Genomic DNA, 12,920 nt, shown 5'->3' on the forward strand with positions numbered 1-12,920 from the left:
CCGACCCGCTCAGATCCGGCAACGCTGGCGACGACATCACGAGAGGCCGACGACGGCGCATACCTCGGCGCGTCGTGCAGGGGCCACCCCGCTCTGATCGGCGCTGACCCTTGGTCACTCCCGGGGCCTTCCACGATCAACCCTCAAGGGGTCCGCTCCGCATGCGCGGGCGGCCGCTCCCGGCTTCGCCTCCCGCGGTGATCGCGGCCCCGTCCGGACCTTTCGGGCGCCTGTCGAGCGGGGACGGTCCCCGCCGCAGGACGGGAGCCGCACCATGGCGCACGATCTCACCCTCGCCCGCAGCAGCGCCTACCACCTGGCCCAGTCGCTGATGGTCTGCGTCACCCTCTTTGTCACCGACGGCGGCTACGGCGTCATGCCCAGCGACGAGTTCGACGGCGACCCGGCGAGCGTGATCCACGAGTTCGACCCCCACGGCGAATGAGAGCGGCGTGCGCCGGGCCGGGGGATTGCCCCGGCCGAGGCCTTTGCTCAATCCGCCTCGGGTTCACGCGGCAGGGCGGCCTGCCCCTGGACCGTGCTCTTCAGTCGGTGAGCAGGACGGGATCGGTTCGTTGCCGCGGCAGAGCCTTCGCCCGTCGTGCATGTCGTCGGGCCTCCCCGTCCCATGGGCTTGGACAAGAGACGGAGATCGTCGATAGCCGCGAGCCGACAATCTGATCCATGGAGCACCGCTCATGAGCGAAGTTCAGCGCCACTACGAAGATTTGCTAGCCAGTCATTATTTATGGATGAGTGGAATGACATTTTTGGACAAGGTTGCGGAGCAGCGCAAGTTGTTGGAGGTGCTTGGCTTCCTAGGGCCTGTTGTCACTTGATCCAATCGCAGGCTGCGGCGAGGCAGAGGACGCCTGTGAAGCTGGCGGCGGTCTTCTCGTAGCGGGTGGCCACCGCCCGCCATTCCTTCAGCCGCGCCCAGAGGCGCTCGACGCGGTTGCGGTTGGTGTAGATCCAGTCCGGGCAGCGGGTGGGTGCTTCGTTGCGCTTGGTGGGGACGGCCGGCTTGGCGCCCACGTCGCGGATGTGCTGACGGAAGCCGTGACTGGAGTAGCCGCGGTCGGCCACGACCCACAGCGGCACGCCGGGCAACTGGTCGAGCAACGGCACGGCGTGGGGCAGTTCGTGCGCCTGTCCCGGCGCGAGGCGGAAGGCGACGGCGCGGCCCGCGCCGTCGGCGATCACGCAGGCCTTGGTGCCATACCCGCCACGAGACCGGCCAAGCGCTTCACGACCGTCTCGCTCGGTCGCAGATCCCCCCTTTTGGCCGCACCTGCCGCCTTCTGGTGCGCCCGCATGTTGGTGCCGTCGAGGAACACCATGCCGAGCTGCACGCCGCGCTCCTGCACCAGGGCGAGCAGGCGCTCCCACACCCCGGCGCGCGCCCAGCGGATGAAGATCTGCGCCGCCCGCCACCACGGCCCGAACTCGTCTGGAATGGCGCGCCACTTGGCCCCGTTCTGGTGCCGCCACAGGATGGCCGAGAGCGTGCGTTGCAGGTCCTGCGGCGGGGTCTTCGCCTTCGGCCGGCAGGCATGCACCAGCGGCTCTAGAGCCGCCCACTGCGCGTCGTTCAGCATCAGCCCGCTCCATCCAGAGGACGGAAAACGCTCACACTCCCAGGACGTTCAGGCGACGACAGACCCTAGCCGTGTCGAAAGGCGTGGCTCTCGATCTTGGCTGCGGTCCAGGTTATCGAGCAGCGGCTCTATGTGATCTTGGGTGCCAATCAGTTATTGCTTTAGATACAAGTCAGGCACTGCTTGATGAGTTAAAGTCTGTTACCGGCAGTCGATCCATCGATGCTCAACTTGCAGACTTGCGTGAATTTAAGTCAATCGTTGGTGCAGAGGGTGCCGACGCCATTGTCTGCATGGGGGATACACTCACCCACCTTGATGATCGAGCCGATGTGTCGAAGCTGTTGCACGATGCCTACCACACATTACGTCCCAATGGCCGGCTCGCACTGACGTTTCGAGATTTCTCGGTTGAGCTGACCGGTGCCGACCGATTTATACCAGTGCGCGCAGACGACCGGCGTATTATGCTATGCGCGCTGCTGTATGAGCCCGAGCATGTCGTAGTAAACGATCTTGTTTATCTCCGTTCGAACAATGGATGGCATCTTCGTAAAAGCAGCTATCGAAAGATCCGTCTTGTTCCATCATCGATCTCTAGTGAATTACGCACGATAGGTTTCTCTGTCGAGATAGATGTAACCATCGACCGGATGCAGGCCATCGTCGCGCGTAAGCGATAGAAGTCAAATCTATAATTGCTCCGCCTTCGGCCGAGGCCTCCATTCACTCCGGTTCGGGCTCCGGCGGCAGGGCGGCCAAGCCTTGGATCGCCGCCTTCAGTCGGTGCTTCCTCTCCGCACTGTCGACGAACCACATCTCGATCTCGACCGGATCGAGCGTGTCGACATAGGCCGAGCGCGGCACCACGCAGCCGACCTCCCGGATCGTGCGAATGTTGTGCTGGTAGCGCCGGACCTGCTCCGCCAGCGGGAGCTCCGGGCCGTGCCGGAGAAGCTGGTCGGCGGGCCACCTCGGCATTGCTCTACCCTTTCGAGCCTTTCGGCCCGCGCGGGATATTCATGCCGCTCTACGTCAAGGATCCGCAGGTCGATGCTTTGGCCGATGAGCTCGCGGCGTTGGCGCGCAGCACCAAGACCGAAGCAGTCCGGCAGGCGCTTCAGAATGAGATCGCCCGCGAGAAAGGCAAGGCCGATCTCGTCGAGCAGTCGGTCGCCTTCGTGCGCCAACTGAAGCAGCGCGCCGGTTCCGGGCCGGGACAGCCCGTCGACAAGGCGCTCATCGACAGCCTCTACGGCGAAGGCCGCTGATGTTCGTCGACGCCTCCGCGCTGATCGCGATCCTCACCGACGAAGCCGAGGCGCGGATTCTTGTGGCCCGCCTCCAGCGGGCGCCGCGCCGCATCACCACGCCGCCCGCGGTATGGGCGAACACCGTCGTGGTGGCCCGCAGCCTCGGCCTGCCGATCCCGGAGGCCAGGGAGGCGCTCCAGGCGTATCTGGCGCTCGCCAGCATCCAAGTGGTCAGCGTGCCCGCCAGCGTCACCGACGGCGCGCTCGACGCCTACGATCGCTACGGCGAGGGACGGCACCCGGCTGCCCTCAACTTCGGCGACTGCCTCGCCTATGCCTGTGCCCGCTACTACCGGCTGCCGCTGCTCTACAAGGGCGACGGCTTCGCGCGGACCGACATCGAGGCGGCGTGATCCTGGCTGGGAGCTCGGAGCGAGCGTCATCGACCGGAGCGCGTGTCAGGTCGGTCCGGCGGGCCAGGGGACGCCAGGCTGTCCTCGAACCCCCGCGCACGAACCGCTGCCCTGCGGCCTCTCGAGATCGGCTGGTCTAACCGGGGACGGCTTCGCCTCGGCCGGACTACCGCAACGGCGGGATCCCGGGTTTCTTCCCCGCCGCCCTGCGGGCGGCTCCTCGCGGAACAACAAACCCGGCCCCCTGCCGTCCTCCGCTGCGCTTCGGCCAGCACGCTGGTGCGGCGCCGGCCGCCTCCGGCTCAACGACCGCCATCGAGGCCGCGAGGGCGCGGCTCCGAAGCGAGAGAGGACCTCACCATGGCGACCATCGGCACCTTCACCCGGACCCAGAACGGCTTCACCGGCGAGATCGCGACCCTGACGATCCAGGCCAAGCGGGTCACGATCGTCGAGACGACTGGCGACAGCGAGAACGCGCCCACGCACCGCATCTACCTCGGCAAGGCGGAGATCGGCGCCGGCTGGGCCAAGCGCTCGCAGGAGCAGCGCGACTACGAGATCCGGGCGATGGGCGAGACGCTGGAGCGCGATCCGGAGGTGATGGCGGTGCTGAGTCCGCGTCGGCGAGAACTGGGGCTCGCGCTCACCGTGCAGGACCGGCAACGCGAACTGGCGCGCAGCCGCGGCCAGGACCTCGGCTTGGGGTTTTGAGAGGAGACGGCATGCGAAACGACGACGATCGCGGCGGCGGCCGGAACCCGGACCCGGAGTTCACGGATGCCGACGCGGCGGGCGACGAGGCGAGCGCGGCCTTCGCGGCGCTGCGGGCGACGGTGGAGGGGCTGGCGGCCGATCTCGGCGGGGAGATGATCGTGATCCGCCGCGGGGTGGAGGCGGCCTTCGACCGGTTCGAGCGGCAGGGCGCGGCGGTTGATTACGGGACCGACCTCGCCCGGCTGACCCAGGGGCTCGCGACGGTGGGCGAGCGGCTGCGGGCGGTGGAACAGTCGCCGCTGCTGCGCCACAGCGCGGAGCACTATGCCCGTGTGATGGAGAACCGCGCCGAAGGGCTGGTGCAGACGGCCGTGCAGGGGGTGGAGCGGCAGACGAAGGATCTGGATCGTGTGCGGCGTGAGTTCATGCAGCAGGTCGCGGGAGTACGGGAGCGGCGGCGGCAGAACCTGTGGCTCGGTGGTGTCGGCGGGGCGACCTTCCTGGCCGGGGTCCTGGCGGTGCTGTTCCTGCCGCGGGTGCTGCCGAGTTCGGTCGAGATGAGTGTCGCCGCCACGGTGCTGAACGCCGACCGCTGGCGGGCCGGGGGAGCGCTGATGCAGGCGGGCAGCCCGGCGGGCTGGCAAGGCATTCTCGATGCGAACCGCCTGGTCCAGGCCAACAGGGAGGTGTTGTCGGGGTGCCGGGAGGCGGCGGCGAAGGCCGGCAAGGAGCAGCGCTGCACGGTCACCGTGTCGGCGCAGTAGGTTCGGGGTATTGCATTTCGGGAGCAGGGATAGGCGTTCAAGCTGCTCCTCTTGATCATCCTCAGGCAAAGCGGAGGATAGCGCGTCGGAACTCACACAGAGCGTTGCTAGGACATCTGGCGCCTTCCGGTCCGGACTTACCGGCTGGCTTTCAGCGCGGGATTTTCGTCGGCGGCCACGATGCCCGCGCCTGCCAGGTTCCGGTCTCGTTTGATCAGGACCGGTCCAATCAGTACTGCCGAGATCTCGTGGAAAGGCGGCCTTACGCTATGGCCCGGACAGCGGCAGACATAGGGAACAAGCAGGCTGGTCTGCGATGAGGGTGCGCTGGCGCACGTACCCTCCGGTTACGCATCATTTTTAACATAAGGCATCCCGTTGGGGGTTGCTTTGTGCGTCGCAACAAGAGATTTTGTTGCATGCGAGATCGCGATGGCGTCGCGGTCCCGTAGCCCTTCTTGGGCATTTCCTCCCTAGACTTCGGGCCGCTCCTTAACCGGGCGGCCTTTTTTCTTTCCGGAACCAGCGATTTACACTGTCCGGAGGCTTCAAACAAGCAGGATTTTTCTTCTGCTGTGCTTTGATTCGCAGGATTTTAATAGCTGGCAGATACGCCTCCAAGCTGAGCTGGCGCTCCTTTAGATAGGAGGGGTGTCCCAGGTAATGGTGAAGCCGAAGGGTGGTCATCGGCGATTACCGGGTAGGGTCGGGTTGCGACAGCCAATCCCGAACCCGAGAGACCCCCGCGGCGTGCGTGATCACTTACAGACAATTGCGAGGCGGAGCGGGAACGTTTGTCGTAACTCTAAGAGAGATGTGGCGTCCGGAGGGGATGTACGAAGCCCCGCACTGCGCTCCCGTCTCCATCACCGAATGTGCCGCCACGATCGATCCTTGCGAACGGTCGTGCAGGACTGTTGACATGGTCGATCCACTCCTTCTGGCGCTGTTGCCACTTGGGATCACGATCCCGATCGCCCTGATCGATATCAGACACGGGATCATCCCCAATACGTTGAACGCGTGCCTGTTCGCTCTCGGCCTCGGCTTCGTTGCCATGGACGGGACGGGGGAACCTCTGATGGCAATGGCCCATGCTCTTGTTGCGGGCTGCGTTGCCTTCGCACTGCTCTACGGTTTCCGCGAAGCCTATGCCTACGCTCGTGGCCGCACCGGGCTCGGGCTGGGAGACGTCAAGTTCATCGCGGCCGCAACACCGCTGGTAGGGCTCTCCGGCCTACCCACGATGATGCTCTTGGCGAGTCTAACGGGATTGTCGGCAATCGGGTGCGCGACCCTGCTCGGTTTCCCGATCACACGGACGACACGGCTACCCTTCGGGCCCTTTCTCGTCATCGGCCTGCACACGACGACGATGTTTCAGGTCATCCCGTCATGATGATGTGCTGCCCGCCCTGTTTTCGGCATCAGTGTCTGCCGACCCGACCGTAGGTGTTCGGAGTGGGATCGGAAGCCGGTGAGCGGGCGCGCTGGAGATCGAGCGGTACGTTCACATCGTTCATTCGGAACGTCGCGACGCGTGCGGTCATGTGCTCGAGGCGCCATCGGTCGACCGTCTCGCCGGCCCGCACCCGGTGGATCGGGCCGGTGCGCGACGACTGGACGATCGCGAAGCGATCCGTCTCCCCCCATACGATGCCGACCAGCCAGAACGGTGGCTTCGGCGCGGGAAGGGACGGCTGGTCGTTCGACGCTGCTTTCACGACGGGCTTGGGAACTCGAAACAACGTCTTCGCGGTGATGGGAGCCGACACGGCAGGACCATCGGGCGATGGGAGGCGAGAGGAGCGGGCGGGATCGACGGCGGCGGGACGCGTTGTCGCGATGCCTTCCGGTTCGGCTCGCCAGATCGTCAGCAGTACCAGCAGGGCAGCGAGATTGCAGGCCACCAGCGCCACGCGCCTCGCCGTCATCGCCGCGGTACCTGAACCGGAGAAATCGTGGCCAGAACGCGCGTGGTCGCCTTCACATCGATCGTCTCCCTGTCCGGGACGCCTGCAGCCGCTCTGCCGCGCATGGTGATCGTCTCGATGAAGACGAGCGGTCGGGCAGCCTCGATGTTCTCGATCAGGGGCCTGATCCCCTCGTGCGATGTCCGCAGCATGAGTTCCATGCGTGCCGCCTTCAGGTCGACCTCGTTCTCGAGCGGGAGCCCGCGGACCGATACGACCGTCGCGCCGCTGCGGGCTGCGATCTCCCTCAGGAGCCTCTCCATACGCTCCCAAGCCGCGGCGCTGCCGGTCACGTCCAGGATCAGAGGGTTCCTGCCCGTCGCTTCCGAACGCTCGGCTTCGAGTTCGCCCTCGATGCTCTTCAGGTCGACGCGCTTGGCGCGCAGGTTTGCCAGACGGGCGCGCTCGGCCGCGATGTCCTCGTGCATCGCCGACAAGGAGCCGATGATCGGCCACGCCACAAGCGCGATCGCTACGACGACGAGGGCGAGAAGCAGCAGGGACGAAGCCTTGTGCAGAGTTGTGGTCGTGGCGACGGTCTTCACGGTGGATCGTCCCGCGCAACGAGTTCCGCCCTGAATACCCCCTTCGTGAGTTCCGTGAGCCGCTCGAGTCGCGTGCTGCGGAGGAGGGAGAGTGCAGCGTTGATGCGATCCGGCTCACCCGACAGGCGTGCCTGTCCTCGTTCCCCACTCCAGGAAAATTCTTGAACGAGGATCTCCGGGGGAAGTGCTCGGGCCAGGTCCGCCACGACGCTGGATACCCGCTTCACCTTCGCCCGCTTGAGCAGCGCGGTCCGGCGCCAGCCAGCGAGGCGAACCAACTCGGTCTCGAGTGCGACTTGACGGGTGCGGTGCGCCACTTCGGCTTGGACGGAGGCCCGTAGGTCTCTCAACGCATCGTTCCCACGGAGATGGAGAAGGATGGGGATCGCCACGGTGATCAGGAGCGCGCTGGTGAGCAAGGCCGCATCGATGCGGTTTGCACGTTGCGCGCGCGTCCCTCTCGGCGCCGTCGGTGCGTAAGCCACGTTGGCACTTCCGAGTGCGATCTGCGTGACCCCGAGCCCGGCCCGCCGAGCGCGATCGACGAACGGTTCGAGGATCGTGCGGGGAACCATGCGAACCCGAACGGTCGCCTGTTCAGCGGTCGTGCCGACGACGACGGCATCGTACACCACGTCGTCGGCGGAGAACGGGGTCCAGCGGGACAGGCCGAAGCGGACCGCCTGTCGCAGATCCTCCAAGGCGACCGTCGGCAACGTCACGGTCCGGCTGAGGACGGCCTGACCGGATACGTGCAGCACGACCGGCCGCGAGCGGGCCGCGGCGACAAGGGACCGGGGCATCTCACGCGGGCCACCCCCATCATCCGCGACGAGAGCCTCGGTCACGACGCGGCTACGGAAGGAGGATGCGAAGAGCCGCGCCCTCATCCGACCATCACCGTCCTCGATATCCAGGTGGAGAATGCGTGTGTCGCCCAGGACGAGCGCGACCAACGGCGCCGGGAGCGTCATCTTCAGCCCGTCACCCCACCAGGTGAAGGCGCGGCCCACGACGCTCGCGACCGCATGCAGGCGGGAGCGCGCCGGTATCAAGGCCCTTCGCTCCGATCGATACGGCCCGTGAGCCAGCCGATGCGGCGCGCGGTTCTCAAGGTGCCGCTGCGCAGTTCGATCACGCCGCCGGAACTCGAACCGTCGCCGAGGAAGAGGATCGTTGGTTTGTCCGAACCGGTGCCGATCGCGGCGCCGGTGACGGAGACGGCGATGGATCGCGCCAGCGTGTAGGTCCGTCCCTGCGATGGGAGGATCAGCTGTCGGGTTCCGGCATCGAACCGCACCAGTGTGATGCGTCCCGTCCGCAAAGCCTCGGCGCGTGCCGTCCTCAGAAGGGCGTCGAGGCGCGTCGCTGCCTGACTCAGGTCCATGCGCTGTCGCAGTGGTTGAAGCGCGAACCCGCCGAGGACGCTCGTCAGCGCCAGGATCGCCAGGACGATCAGCATCTCCAGCAGCGTGAACCCCTGCCGGTCAGCGGTCGTCGGCGATGGCGATGTCACGGTTCTCTCCCTCGCCACCCGGTCTGCCATCCGCTCCCAGGCTGACCAGATCGTAGTCTCCGCGCTCGCCGGGCGCGGTGTAGCGGTATGGACGGCCCCAGGGATCGAGGAGGGCGGTCTTCCGGCTCAGGTAGGGCCCGGCCCAGCGCTCGGATCCCTGCGGAGCCTGCAGCAGCGATGCAATGCCTTCCTCCGTGGTCGGCACGCGTCCGACGTCGATCCGGTAGAGATCGAGCGCCGTCGCCAGTTCCTTGATCTGGAGGCGGGCCGTATCGGTCTTGGCCCGCCCCAGATATCCCATCAGCTGGACACTGCCGAGGGTGGCGAGCAGGCCGATGATCACCATCACGACGAGGATCTCGAGCAGGGTCATGCCGTCCTCGTTCGCCACGGCTTCACGCCACCGCGTTCGCGGGCCTGAGCGCCGCGGCGGGGATGCGGGGGGGCGGCCGGGAAGGATCATCAGCGCACGAGCTCGTTGATGCCGAGAATGGTGGAGAGCATGGCGTAGACGATCAACCCGGCGACGAGGCCGAAGCCCAGGGTCAGCATCGGACCAATCAGGGTGGCGATCGCTTCGAGACGCAGCCGAAGCCTCTTCTCCAGCAGGATGGCAGCGTGTCCCAGCGCCTCGGCGAGTCGCCCGGTGCGCTCGCCGAGCCGGGCCAGCACGAGGGCGTCGGAGGGCAGCGTCCGACTCTCGCTCAGTGCGTCCCCGAGGGCGGCCCCGACCAGAACCTTCGCGTGTGCCGTCTCGAGGGCCGCGGCCAGCGCCCGGTTCCGCAGGGCGGGAACGGCCAGGGGCAGGGCGCGGGGCAGCGCGACGCCCCCGGCCACGAGCGCGGAGAGGGTCCGCAGGTAGCGGCCGGCATCGGCGGTCCGGGCGAGTGAACCGAGACCGGGCAACCCGAGCACGAAGCGGTCGAAGCGCCTCCGCGCGGATGGTAGCCTAAACAGGGCGACGGCACCGAGGATGGCCATGACGGCCACGAAGGCTACAGGCATTCCGTAGTCGCGCAATCCGTGGCTCGTGGCGATCACGGCCCGGGTCGCGAACGGCAGGGCCTCCGATCCGCGTTCCGTCACCATGGCTTCGAGGCTCGGTACGACGACGGTGAGGAGGACGACGATGGCCCCCGTGGCCGTCACGACCAGGAAGGCGGGGTACAGCAGGGCGCCGCGGATCCTGGCCGAGAAATCCTGTCCCGCCTCGAGATCACGAGCCAGACGGGACAGGGCCGGTCCCAGGGCGCCGGCTGCCTCGCCGGCCTGGACCAGGGCCACGTAGGTCGGCGAGAAGCAGCGGGAATGCGCCTTGAGGGCCTCGTGCAGCGAAGCGCCACCTTTGACCGCCTCACGGATCGCGGTCACGATCGTCCGGACGCCCTTGCGGCGCACCCCGGTCGCGGACAGCATCAGCATCTCGTCGAGCGGTACCCCGGCTTCGAGCAGGTTCGCCCATTCGAGGGTCAGGGATACCCGCTCACGGGCCGAGATCGGGGCCGTGAAGGCCACATCCCGGTTGAGGAGCGCCCAGAGCGACCCGTGCCGCGCCCGCGGGGTGATGCGGATGACGAGAAGCCCGCGCCGGCTCAACTCGGCGGCCGCCTCGCTCACGCCGCCGGCCTCGAGCAGTCCCTCCCGGCGCTCGTTGGCCGCGGTCGCGGCGATGAAGCGAAACTCCGGCATCAGGCCAGTCCGATCACCCGGACCAGTTCATCCAGACCGATCTCGCCGGCAAGGACTTTCTCGTAGCCGTCCTGTCCGAGCCGCGTCATGCCGCCCTCGGCGGCGACGTCGGCCAGGGCATACTCGTCGTCGCCGGCGAGCAGGCGATCACGCACCGGCTGGGACAGCGTCATGAACTCGGAGATCGCCACTCGGCCCTTGAAGCCGGTCCCGCCGCAGGCAGCGCATCCGACGGGCCGGCGAACTTGCGCCGGCCCGTCGGAGGGCATGCCGATGGCGCGGGCGAGCGCGGTGTCGAGCGGCGTCGGTGCGGCGCAATCGGGGCAGAGGCGACGAACCAGGCGCTGGGCCAGGGCACCGCGCACGGTCGAGGCGACGAGGTAGGGCTCCGCTCCCATATCGACGAGGCGGGGCAGGGCGCCGACGGCGGTGTTGGTGTGGACGGTGGCGAGGACGAGGTGGCCGGTGAGCGCGGCCTGGATCGCCACGGCGACGGTCTCGCGGTCACGGATCTCGCCGACCATCACCACGTCCGGATCCTGGCGCAGGACCGCCCGCAGCGCGCCGGCGAAGTCGAGTCCGACCTTGCGGGCGACCTGGATCTGGTTGACCCCGTCGAGATGATGCTCGATCGGATCCTCGACGGTGACGATGTTGCGGCTGGGGCCGGTGAGTTCCTTGAGCGCGGCGTAGAGCGTGGTGGTCTTACCCGACCCGGTCGGACCGGTGACGAGGATCAGGCCGTGGGGGGCTGCGAGCGCTTGGCGCAGCGCGGCAACGACGGGGACGGACAGCCCGAGCGCCTCGAACTCGAGCGCGACGGCGGAGCGGTCGAGGACGCGTAGGACGGCACCCTCGCCGTGGGCGTGAGGCATGGTGGCGACGCGCAGGTCGATCTCCTGGCCGCGGGCGCTGACGCGGATGCGCCCGTCCTGGGGTAGGCGGCGCTCGGCGATGTCGAGACCGGCCATGATCTTGATGCGCGAGACGACGGAGGCGTGCAGTCCGGCCGGCGGCGGCTCGGCGTCGCGCAGGATGCCGTCGATACGGTAGCGCAGGCGTGATCCGACACGGGTTGCGGTGAGGTGGATGTCGGAGGCCTTGGTCTCGATGGCATGGTCGATGAGGGCGTTGACGAGGCGCACCACAGGAGCATCGCTGGCACGGTCGCGCAGGCGCTCGACGTCGAGGCTGACAGCCTCGTCGGTGCTAGCGGGCGTGGTGGCTTGGAGGGTGTCGTCGGGGAGGCTCTTGAGCCAAGCGTCGAGGTCGCCGCTGCGCACAAGGCGCAGTTCAATCTTGTAGCCGGTGCGAGCGCTGATCGCACCCGGGGTGAAGCTATCGAGGGGATCCTCAATGGCGAGGGTGAGGACCCCGTCTGTGATACGAAGAGGAGCACAGCGCGCATGGCGGAGAAAGGCCGGTAGCAAGCTTTCGGTGCAGGGCGGCGTTGTGGGAAGCTCTGAGGCAGAGATGGACGCAATGCCGGTGACGCTGCTCCAAGTCTCAATGATAAGGTCGTCGGAGACGAGGCCAAGGCGATTGAGGGCTTGATCGACACGAGACCCGCTTTCTTGGGCAGCTCGTTCTGCGCGTTCGAGTGTCTGGCGACTAATAGCACCAGATTCTATCAATCGCTTTGCTACCGTACTTAGACTCGTCAATCTTTTTCCTCAAGCGTATCTACCGCCGATGTATTTTGATCATATTGATCATAGGGTGAATAATATCTATCGTATAATTTTGTTCAAAACATAATATAAGATTTTCAATCGAAAAATAACTATATGTTTGTCTGATACATGCCTAATTGAGTTGCCACCGACAAGGCTCAGTATTAAGCGTGAAAACACAACGGCCTGCGCCGCCAAAATTGATGACAAGATGAAAAATTGATACTATGGTCTTTACCGATGTGAATTGCGTGCAGTTTGTGCAATATCGTAACGTAATCTATTCAGTAAAAGGTTTTTTTATTTTATTGATATCGCAAATTTCGGAGTAAAATTGTAACGCGCCTGACAGTAGCGCAATATTTTCACCTATTTCTTCTACTAATACTCCGACTTCAGAGTTTTTTGCATTAGTCTCTATTTTCTTCAAGCTTTTTACCAACTCATTTAGCGTATCTCCTTGGATTACTACGCCGGGATACTTGCGATTTGGTAACTGTATTACAGCAAAGTTTTGTGGCTTGCTCAAAAGAAATGGTTGGTCTGACATTTTTACCTCGGAAAGAAGGTTATGTATGGCTCGCTTGCGCGCAGCGACTCTACGAATCAATTTCAGTTACGCAACTTGCCAATACTATACAAGAAAGGACTGCTAGTTATATGGCTTATATATTATAATGCTTGTGTTTTTATGTAAGTTGTCGATCATTTTTGCTACGAATTTTCTTCTTTTATATTTGATCCGGGGGGCGTCCAAAGAGATATAAAATTATCATCTC

18 protein-coding genes are annotated in these 12,920 nt (G+C 65.2%); 8 read left to right on the forward strand and 10 right to left on the reverse strand.

Annotated elements, in window-relative coordinates:
- Positions 1 to 274 precede the first annotated feature (274 nt).
- Both MKK50_RS22170 and MKK50_RS22175 read left to right on the forward strand, forming a co-directional pair.
- Positions 275 to 445, forward strand: coding sequence for a hypothetical protein (locus MKK50_RS22170; protein ID WP_209688085.1), 171 nt, complete (start codon positions 275 to 277; stop codon positions 443 to 445).
- 253 nt (positions 446 to 698) lie between these two features.
- Positions 699 to 839 carry a hypothetical protein gene (locus tag MKK50_RS22175; RefSeq protein ID WP_209688086.1) on the forward strand — a complete coding sequence of 47 codons (141 nt, stop codon included), beginning with the start codon at positions 699 to 701 and terminating at the stop codon, positions 837 to 839.
- Here the strand turns inward: MKK50_RS22175 and MKK50_RS22180 are convergent.
- Positions 832 to 1,598 (reverse strand): IS5 family transposase gene (locus MKK50_RS22180; RefSeq protein ID WP_153876776.1). Its coding sequence is split into 2 segments (ribosomal slippage): positions 832 to 1,283 and positions 1,283 to 1,598, totalling 768 coding nucleotides; the frame shifts between segments, so codons are not numbered across the junction. The genes MKK50_RS22175 and MKK50_RS22180 overlap by 8 nt on opposite strands.
- A gap of 83 nt (positions 1,599 to 1,681) precedes the next feature.
- Between MKK50_RS22180 and MKK50_RS22185 the strand changes: the two genes are divergently transcribed.
- Positions 1,682 to 2,281: a methyltransferase domain-containing protein gene (locus MKK50_RS22185; RefSeq protein WP_253374201.1), complete on the forward strand. Its 600-nt coding sequence runs from the start codon at positions 1,682 to 1,684 to the stop codon at positions 2,279 to 2,281.
- 43 nt (positions 2,282 to 2,324) lie between these two features.
- On the opposite strand, the gene MKK50_RS22190 is transcribed toward MKK50_RS22185, so the two are convergent.
- Positions 2,325 to 2,579, reverse strand: a complete 255-nt coding sequence (locus tag MKK50_RS22190; protein ID WP_209688089.1) for a hypothetical protein — start codon at positions 2,577 to 2,579, stop codon at positions 2,325 to 2,327.
- Between the two features lie 41 nt (positions 2,580 to 2,620).
- On the opposite strand from MKK50_RS22190, the gene MKK50_RS22195 reads away from it, so the two are divergent.
- The 5 genes from MKK50_RS22195 to MKK50_RS22215 all read left to right on the forward strand — a co-directional run bounded on the left by MKK50_RS22195 (position 2,621) and on the right by MKK50_RS22215 (position 6,144).
- Complete coding sequence (locus MKK50_RS22195) at positions 2,621 to 2,869, forward strand: type II toxin-antitoxin system VapB family antitoxin (RefSeq protein ID WP_209688090.1); 249 nt, start codon at positions 2,621 to 2,623, stop codon at positions 2,867 to 2,869.
- Positions 2,869 to 3,264 (forward strand): type II toxin-antitoxin system VapC family toxin, encoded by a 396-nt coding sequence (locus MKK50_RS22200; RefSeq protein WP_209688091.1) that lies wholly within the window; start codon positions 2,869 to 2,871, stop codon positions 3,262 to 3,264. The genes MKK50_RS22195 and MKK50_RS22200 overlap by 1 nt, the downstream gene beginning before the upstream one ends.
- A 360-nt stretch (positions 3,265 to 3,624) precedes the next feature.
- The gene (locus tag MKK50_RS22205) at positions 3,625 to 3,978 is read left to right on the forward strand and encodes a DUF736 domain-containing protein (protein WP_499025359.1); all 354 of its coding nucleotides are present in this window, start codon (positions 3,625 to 3,627) and stop codon (positions 3,976 to 3,978) included.
- A gap of 11 nt (positions 3,979 to 3,989) precedes the next feature.
- Entirely contained in the window at positions 3,990 to 4,745 is a 756-nt protein-coding gene (locus MKK50_RS22210) for a DUF6118 family protein (RefSeq protein WP_499025362.1), read from the forward strand.
- A 922-nt stretch (positions 4,746 to 5,667) separates the two neighbouring features.
- On the forward strand, positions 5,668 to 6,144 hold the full coding sequence (locus MKK50_RS22215; RefSeq protein WP_499025365.1) for a prepilin peptidase: 477 nt from the start codon (positions 5,668 to 5,670) through the stop codon (positions 6,142 to 6,144).
- Between the two features lie 28 nt (positions 6,145 to 6,172).
- Here MKK50_RS22215 and MKK50_RS22220 read toward each other — a convergent pair whose 3' ends face one another.
- From MKK50_RS22220 to MKK50_RS22255, 8 genes are all read right to left on the reverse strand, one after another.
- On the reverse strand, positions 6,173 to 6,664 hold the full coding sequence (locus MKK50_RS22220; protein ID WP_499025367.1) for a hypothetical protein: 492 nt from the start codon (positions 6,662 to 6,664) through the stop codon (positions 6,173 to 6,175).
- A gap of 11 nt (positions 6,665 to 6,675) precedes the next feature.
- A complete protein-coding gene (gene gspM / locus MKK50_RS22225) occupies positions 6,676 to 7,263 on the reverse strand; it encodes a type II secretion system protein GspM (protein WP_499025369.1) in 588 nt (195 codons plus the stop codon).
- The gene (locus MKK50_RS22230) at positions 7,260 to 8,318 is read right to left on the reverse strand and encodes a hypothetical protein (protein WP_440322293.1); all 1,059 of its coding nucleotides are present in this window, start codon (positions 8,316 to 8,318) and stop codon (positions 7,260 to 7,262) included. Before MKK50_RS22230 ends, gspM begins: the two co-directional genes overlap by 4 nt.
- On the reverse strand, positions 8,315 to 8,809 hold the full coding sequence (locus MKK50_RS22235) for a GspH/FimT family pseudopilin (RefSeq protein ID WP_440322291.1): 495 nt from the start codon (positions 8,807 to 8,809) through the stop codon (positions 8,315 to 8,317). The genes MKK50_RS22230 and MKK50_RS22235 overlap by 4 nt, the downstream gene beginning before the upstream one ends.
- Positions 8,751 to 9,242: a type II secretion system major pseudopilin GspG gene (gene gspG / locus MKK50_RS22240; protein WP_440322289.1), complete on the reverse strand. Its 492-nt coding sequence runs from the start codon at positions 9,240 to 9,242 to the stop codon at positions 8,751 to 8,753. Before gspG ends, MKK50_RS22235 begins: the two co-directional genes overlap by 59 nt.
- Positions 9,242 to 10,468 carry a type II secretion system F family protein gene (locus MKK50_RS22245; protein WP_499025371.1) on the reverse strand — a complete coding sequence of 409 codons (1,227 nt, stop codon included), beginning with the start codon at positions 10,466 to 10,468 and terminating at the stop codon, positions 9,242 to 9,244. The genes gspG and MKK50_RS22245 overlap by 1 nt, the downstream gene beginning before the upstream one ends.
- Complete coding sequence (locus MKK50_RS22250) at positions 10,468 to 12,132, reverse strand: GspE/PulE family protein (RefSeq protein WP_499025373.1); 1,665 nt, start codon at positions 12,130 to 12,132, stop codon at positions 10,468 to 10,470. The genes MKK50_RS22245 and MKK50_RS22250 overlap by 1 nt, the downstream gene beginning before the upstream one ends.
- Positions 12,133 to 12,421: 289 nt before the next feature.
- Positions 12,422 to 12,691, reverse strand: coding sequence for a DUF6959 family protein (locus MKK50_RS22255; RefSeq protein ID WP_499025375.1), 270 nt, complete (start codon positions 12,689 to 12,691; stop codon positions 12,422 to 12,424).
- Between the last annotated feature and the right edge of the window lie 229 nt (positions 12,692 to 12,920).

The sequence above is a fragment of the Methylobacterium sp. J-043 genome, from assembly GCF_022829505.1.
Taxonomy (GTDB): domain Bacteria; phylum Pseudomonadota; class Alphaproteobacteria; order Rhizobiales; family Beijerinckiaceae; genus Methylobacterium; species Methylobacterium extorquens_A.

Coding starts and splice junctions, on each gene's coding strand:
- MKK50_RS22170 (WP_209688085.1), top strand. CDS start 275: ATGGCGCACGATCTCACCCTCGCCCGCAGCAGCGCCTACCACCTGGCC.
- MKK50_RS22175 (WP_209688086.1), top strand. CDS start 699: ATGAGCGAAGTTCAGCGCCACTACGAAGATTTGCTAGCCAGTCATTAT.
- MKK50_RS22190 (WP_209688089.1), bottom strand. CDS start 2,579: ATGCCGAGGTGGCCCGCCGACCAGCTTCTCCGGCACGGCCCGGAGCTC.
- MKK50_RS22195 (WP_209688090.1), top strand. CDS start 2,621: ATGCCGCTCTACGTCAAGGATCCGCAGGTCGATGCTTTGGCCGATGAG.
- MKK50_RS22200 (WP_209688091.1), top strand. CDS start 2,869: ATGTTCGTCGACGCCTCCGCGCTGATCGCGATCCTCACCGACGAAGCC.
- MKK50_RS22205 (WP_499025359.1), top strand. CDS start 3,625: ATGGCGACCATCGGCACCTTCACCCGGACCCAGAACGGCTTCACCGGC.
- MKK50_RS22210 (WP_499025362.1), top strand. CDS start 3,990: ATGCGAAACGACGACGATCGCGGCGGCGGCCGGAACCCGGACCCGGAG.
- MKK50_RS22215 (WP_499025365.1), top strand. CDS start 5,668: ATGGTCGATCCACTCCTTCTGGCGCTGTTGCCACTTGGGATCACGATC.
- MKK50_RS22235 (WP_440322291.1), bottom strand. CDS start 8,809: ATGGCAGACCGGGTGGCGAGGGAGAGAACCGTGACATCGCCATCGCCG.
- gspG (WP_440322289.1), bottom strand. CDS start 9,242: ATGATCCTTCCCGGCCGCCCCCCCGCATCCCCGCCGCGGCGCTCAGGC.
- MKK50_RS22245 (WP_499025371.1), bottom strand. CDS start 10,468: ATGCCGGAGTTTCGCTTCATCGCCGCGACCGCGGCCAACGAGCGCCGG.
- MKK50_RS22255 (WP_499025375.1), bottom strand. CDS start 12,691: ATGTCAGACCAACCATTTCTTTTGAGCAAGCCACAAAACTTTGCTGTA.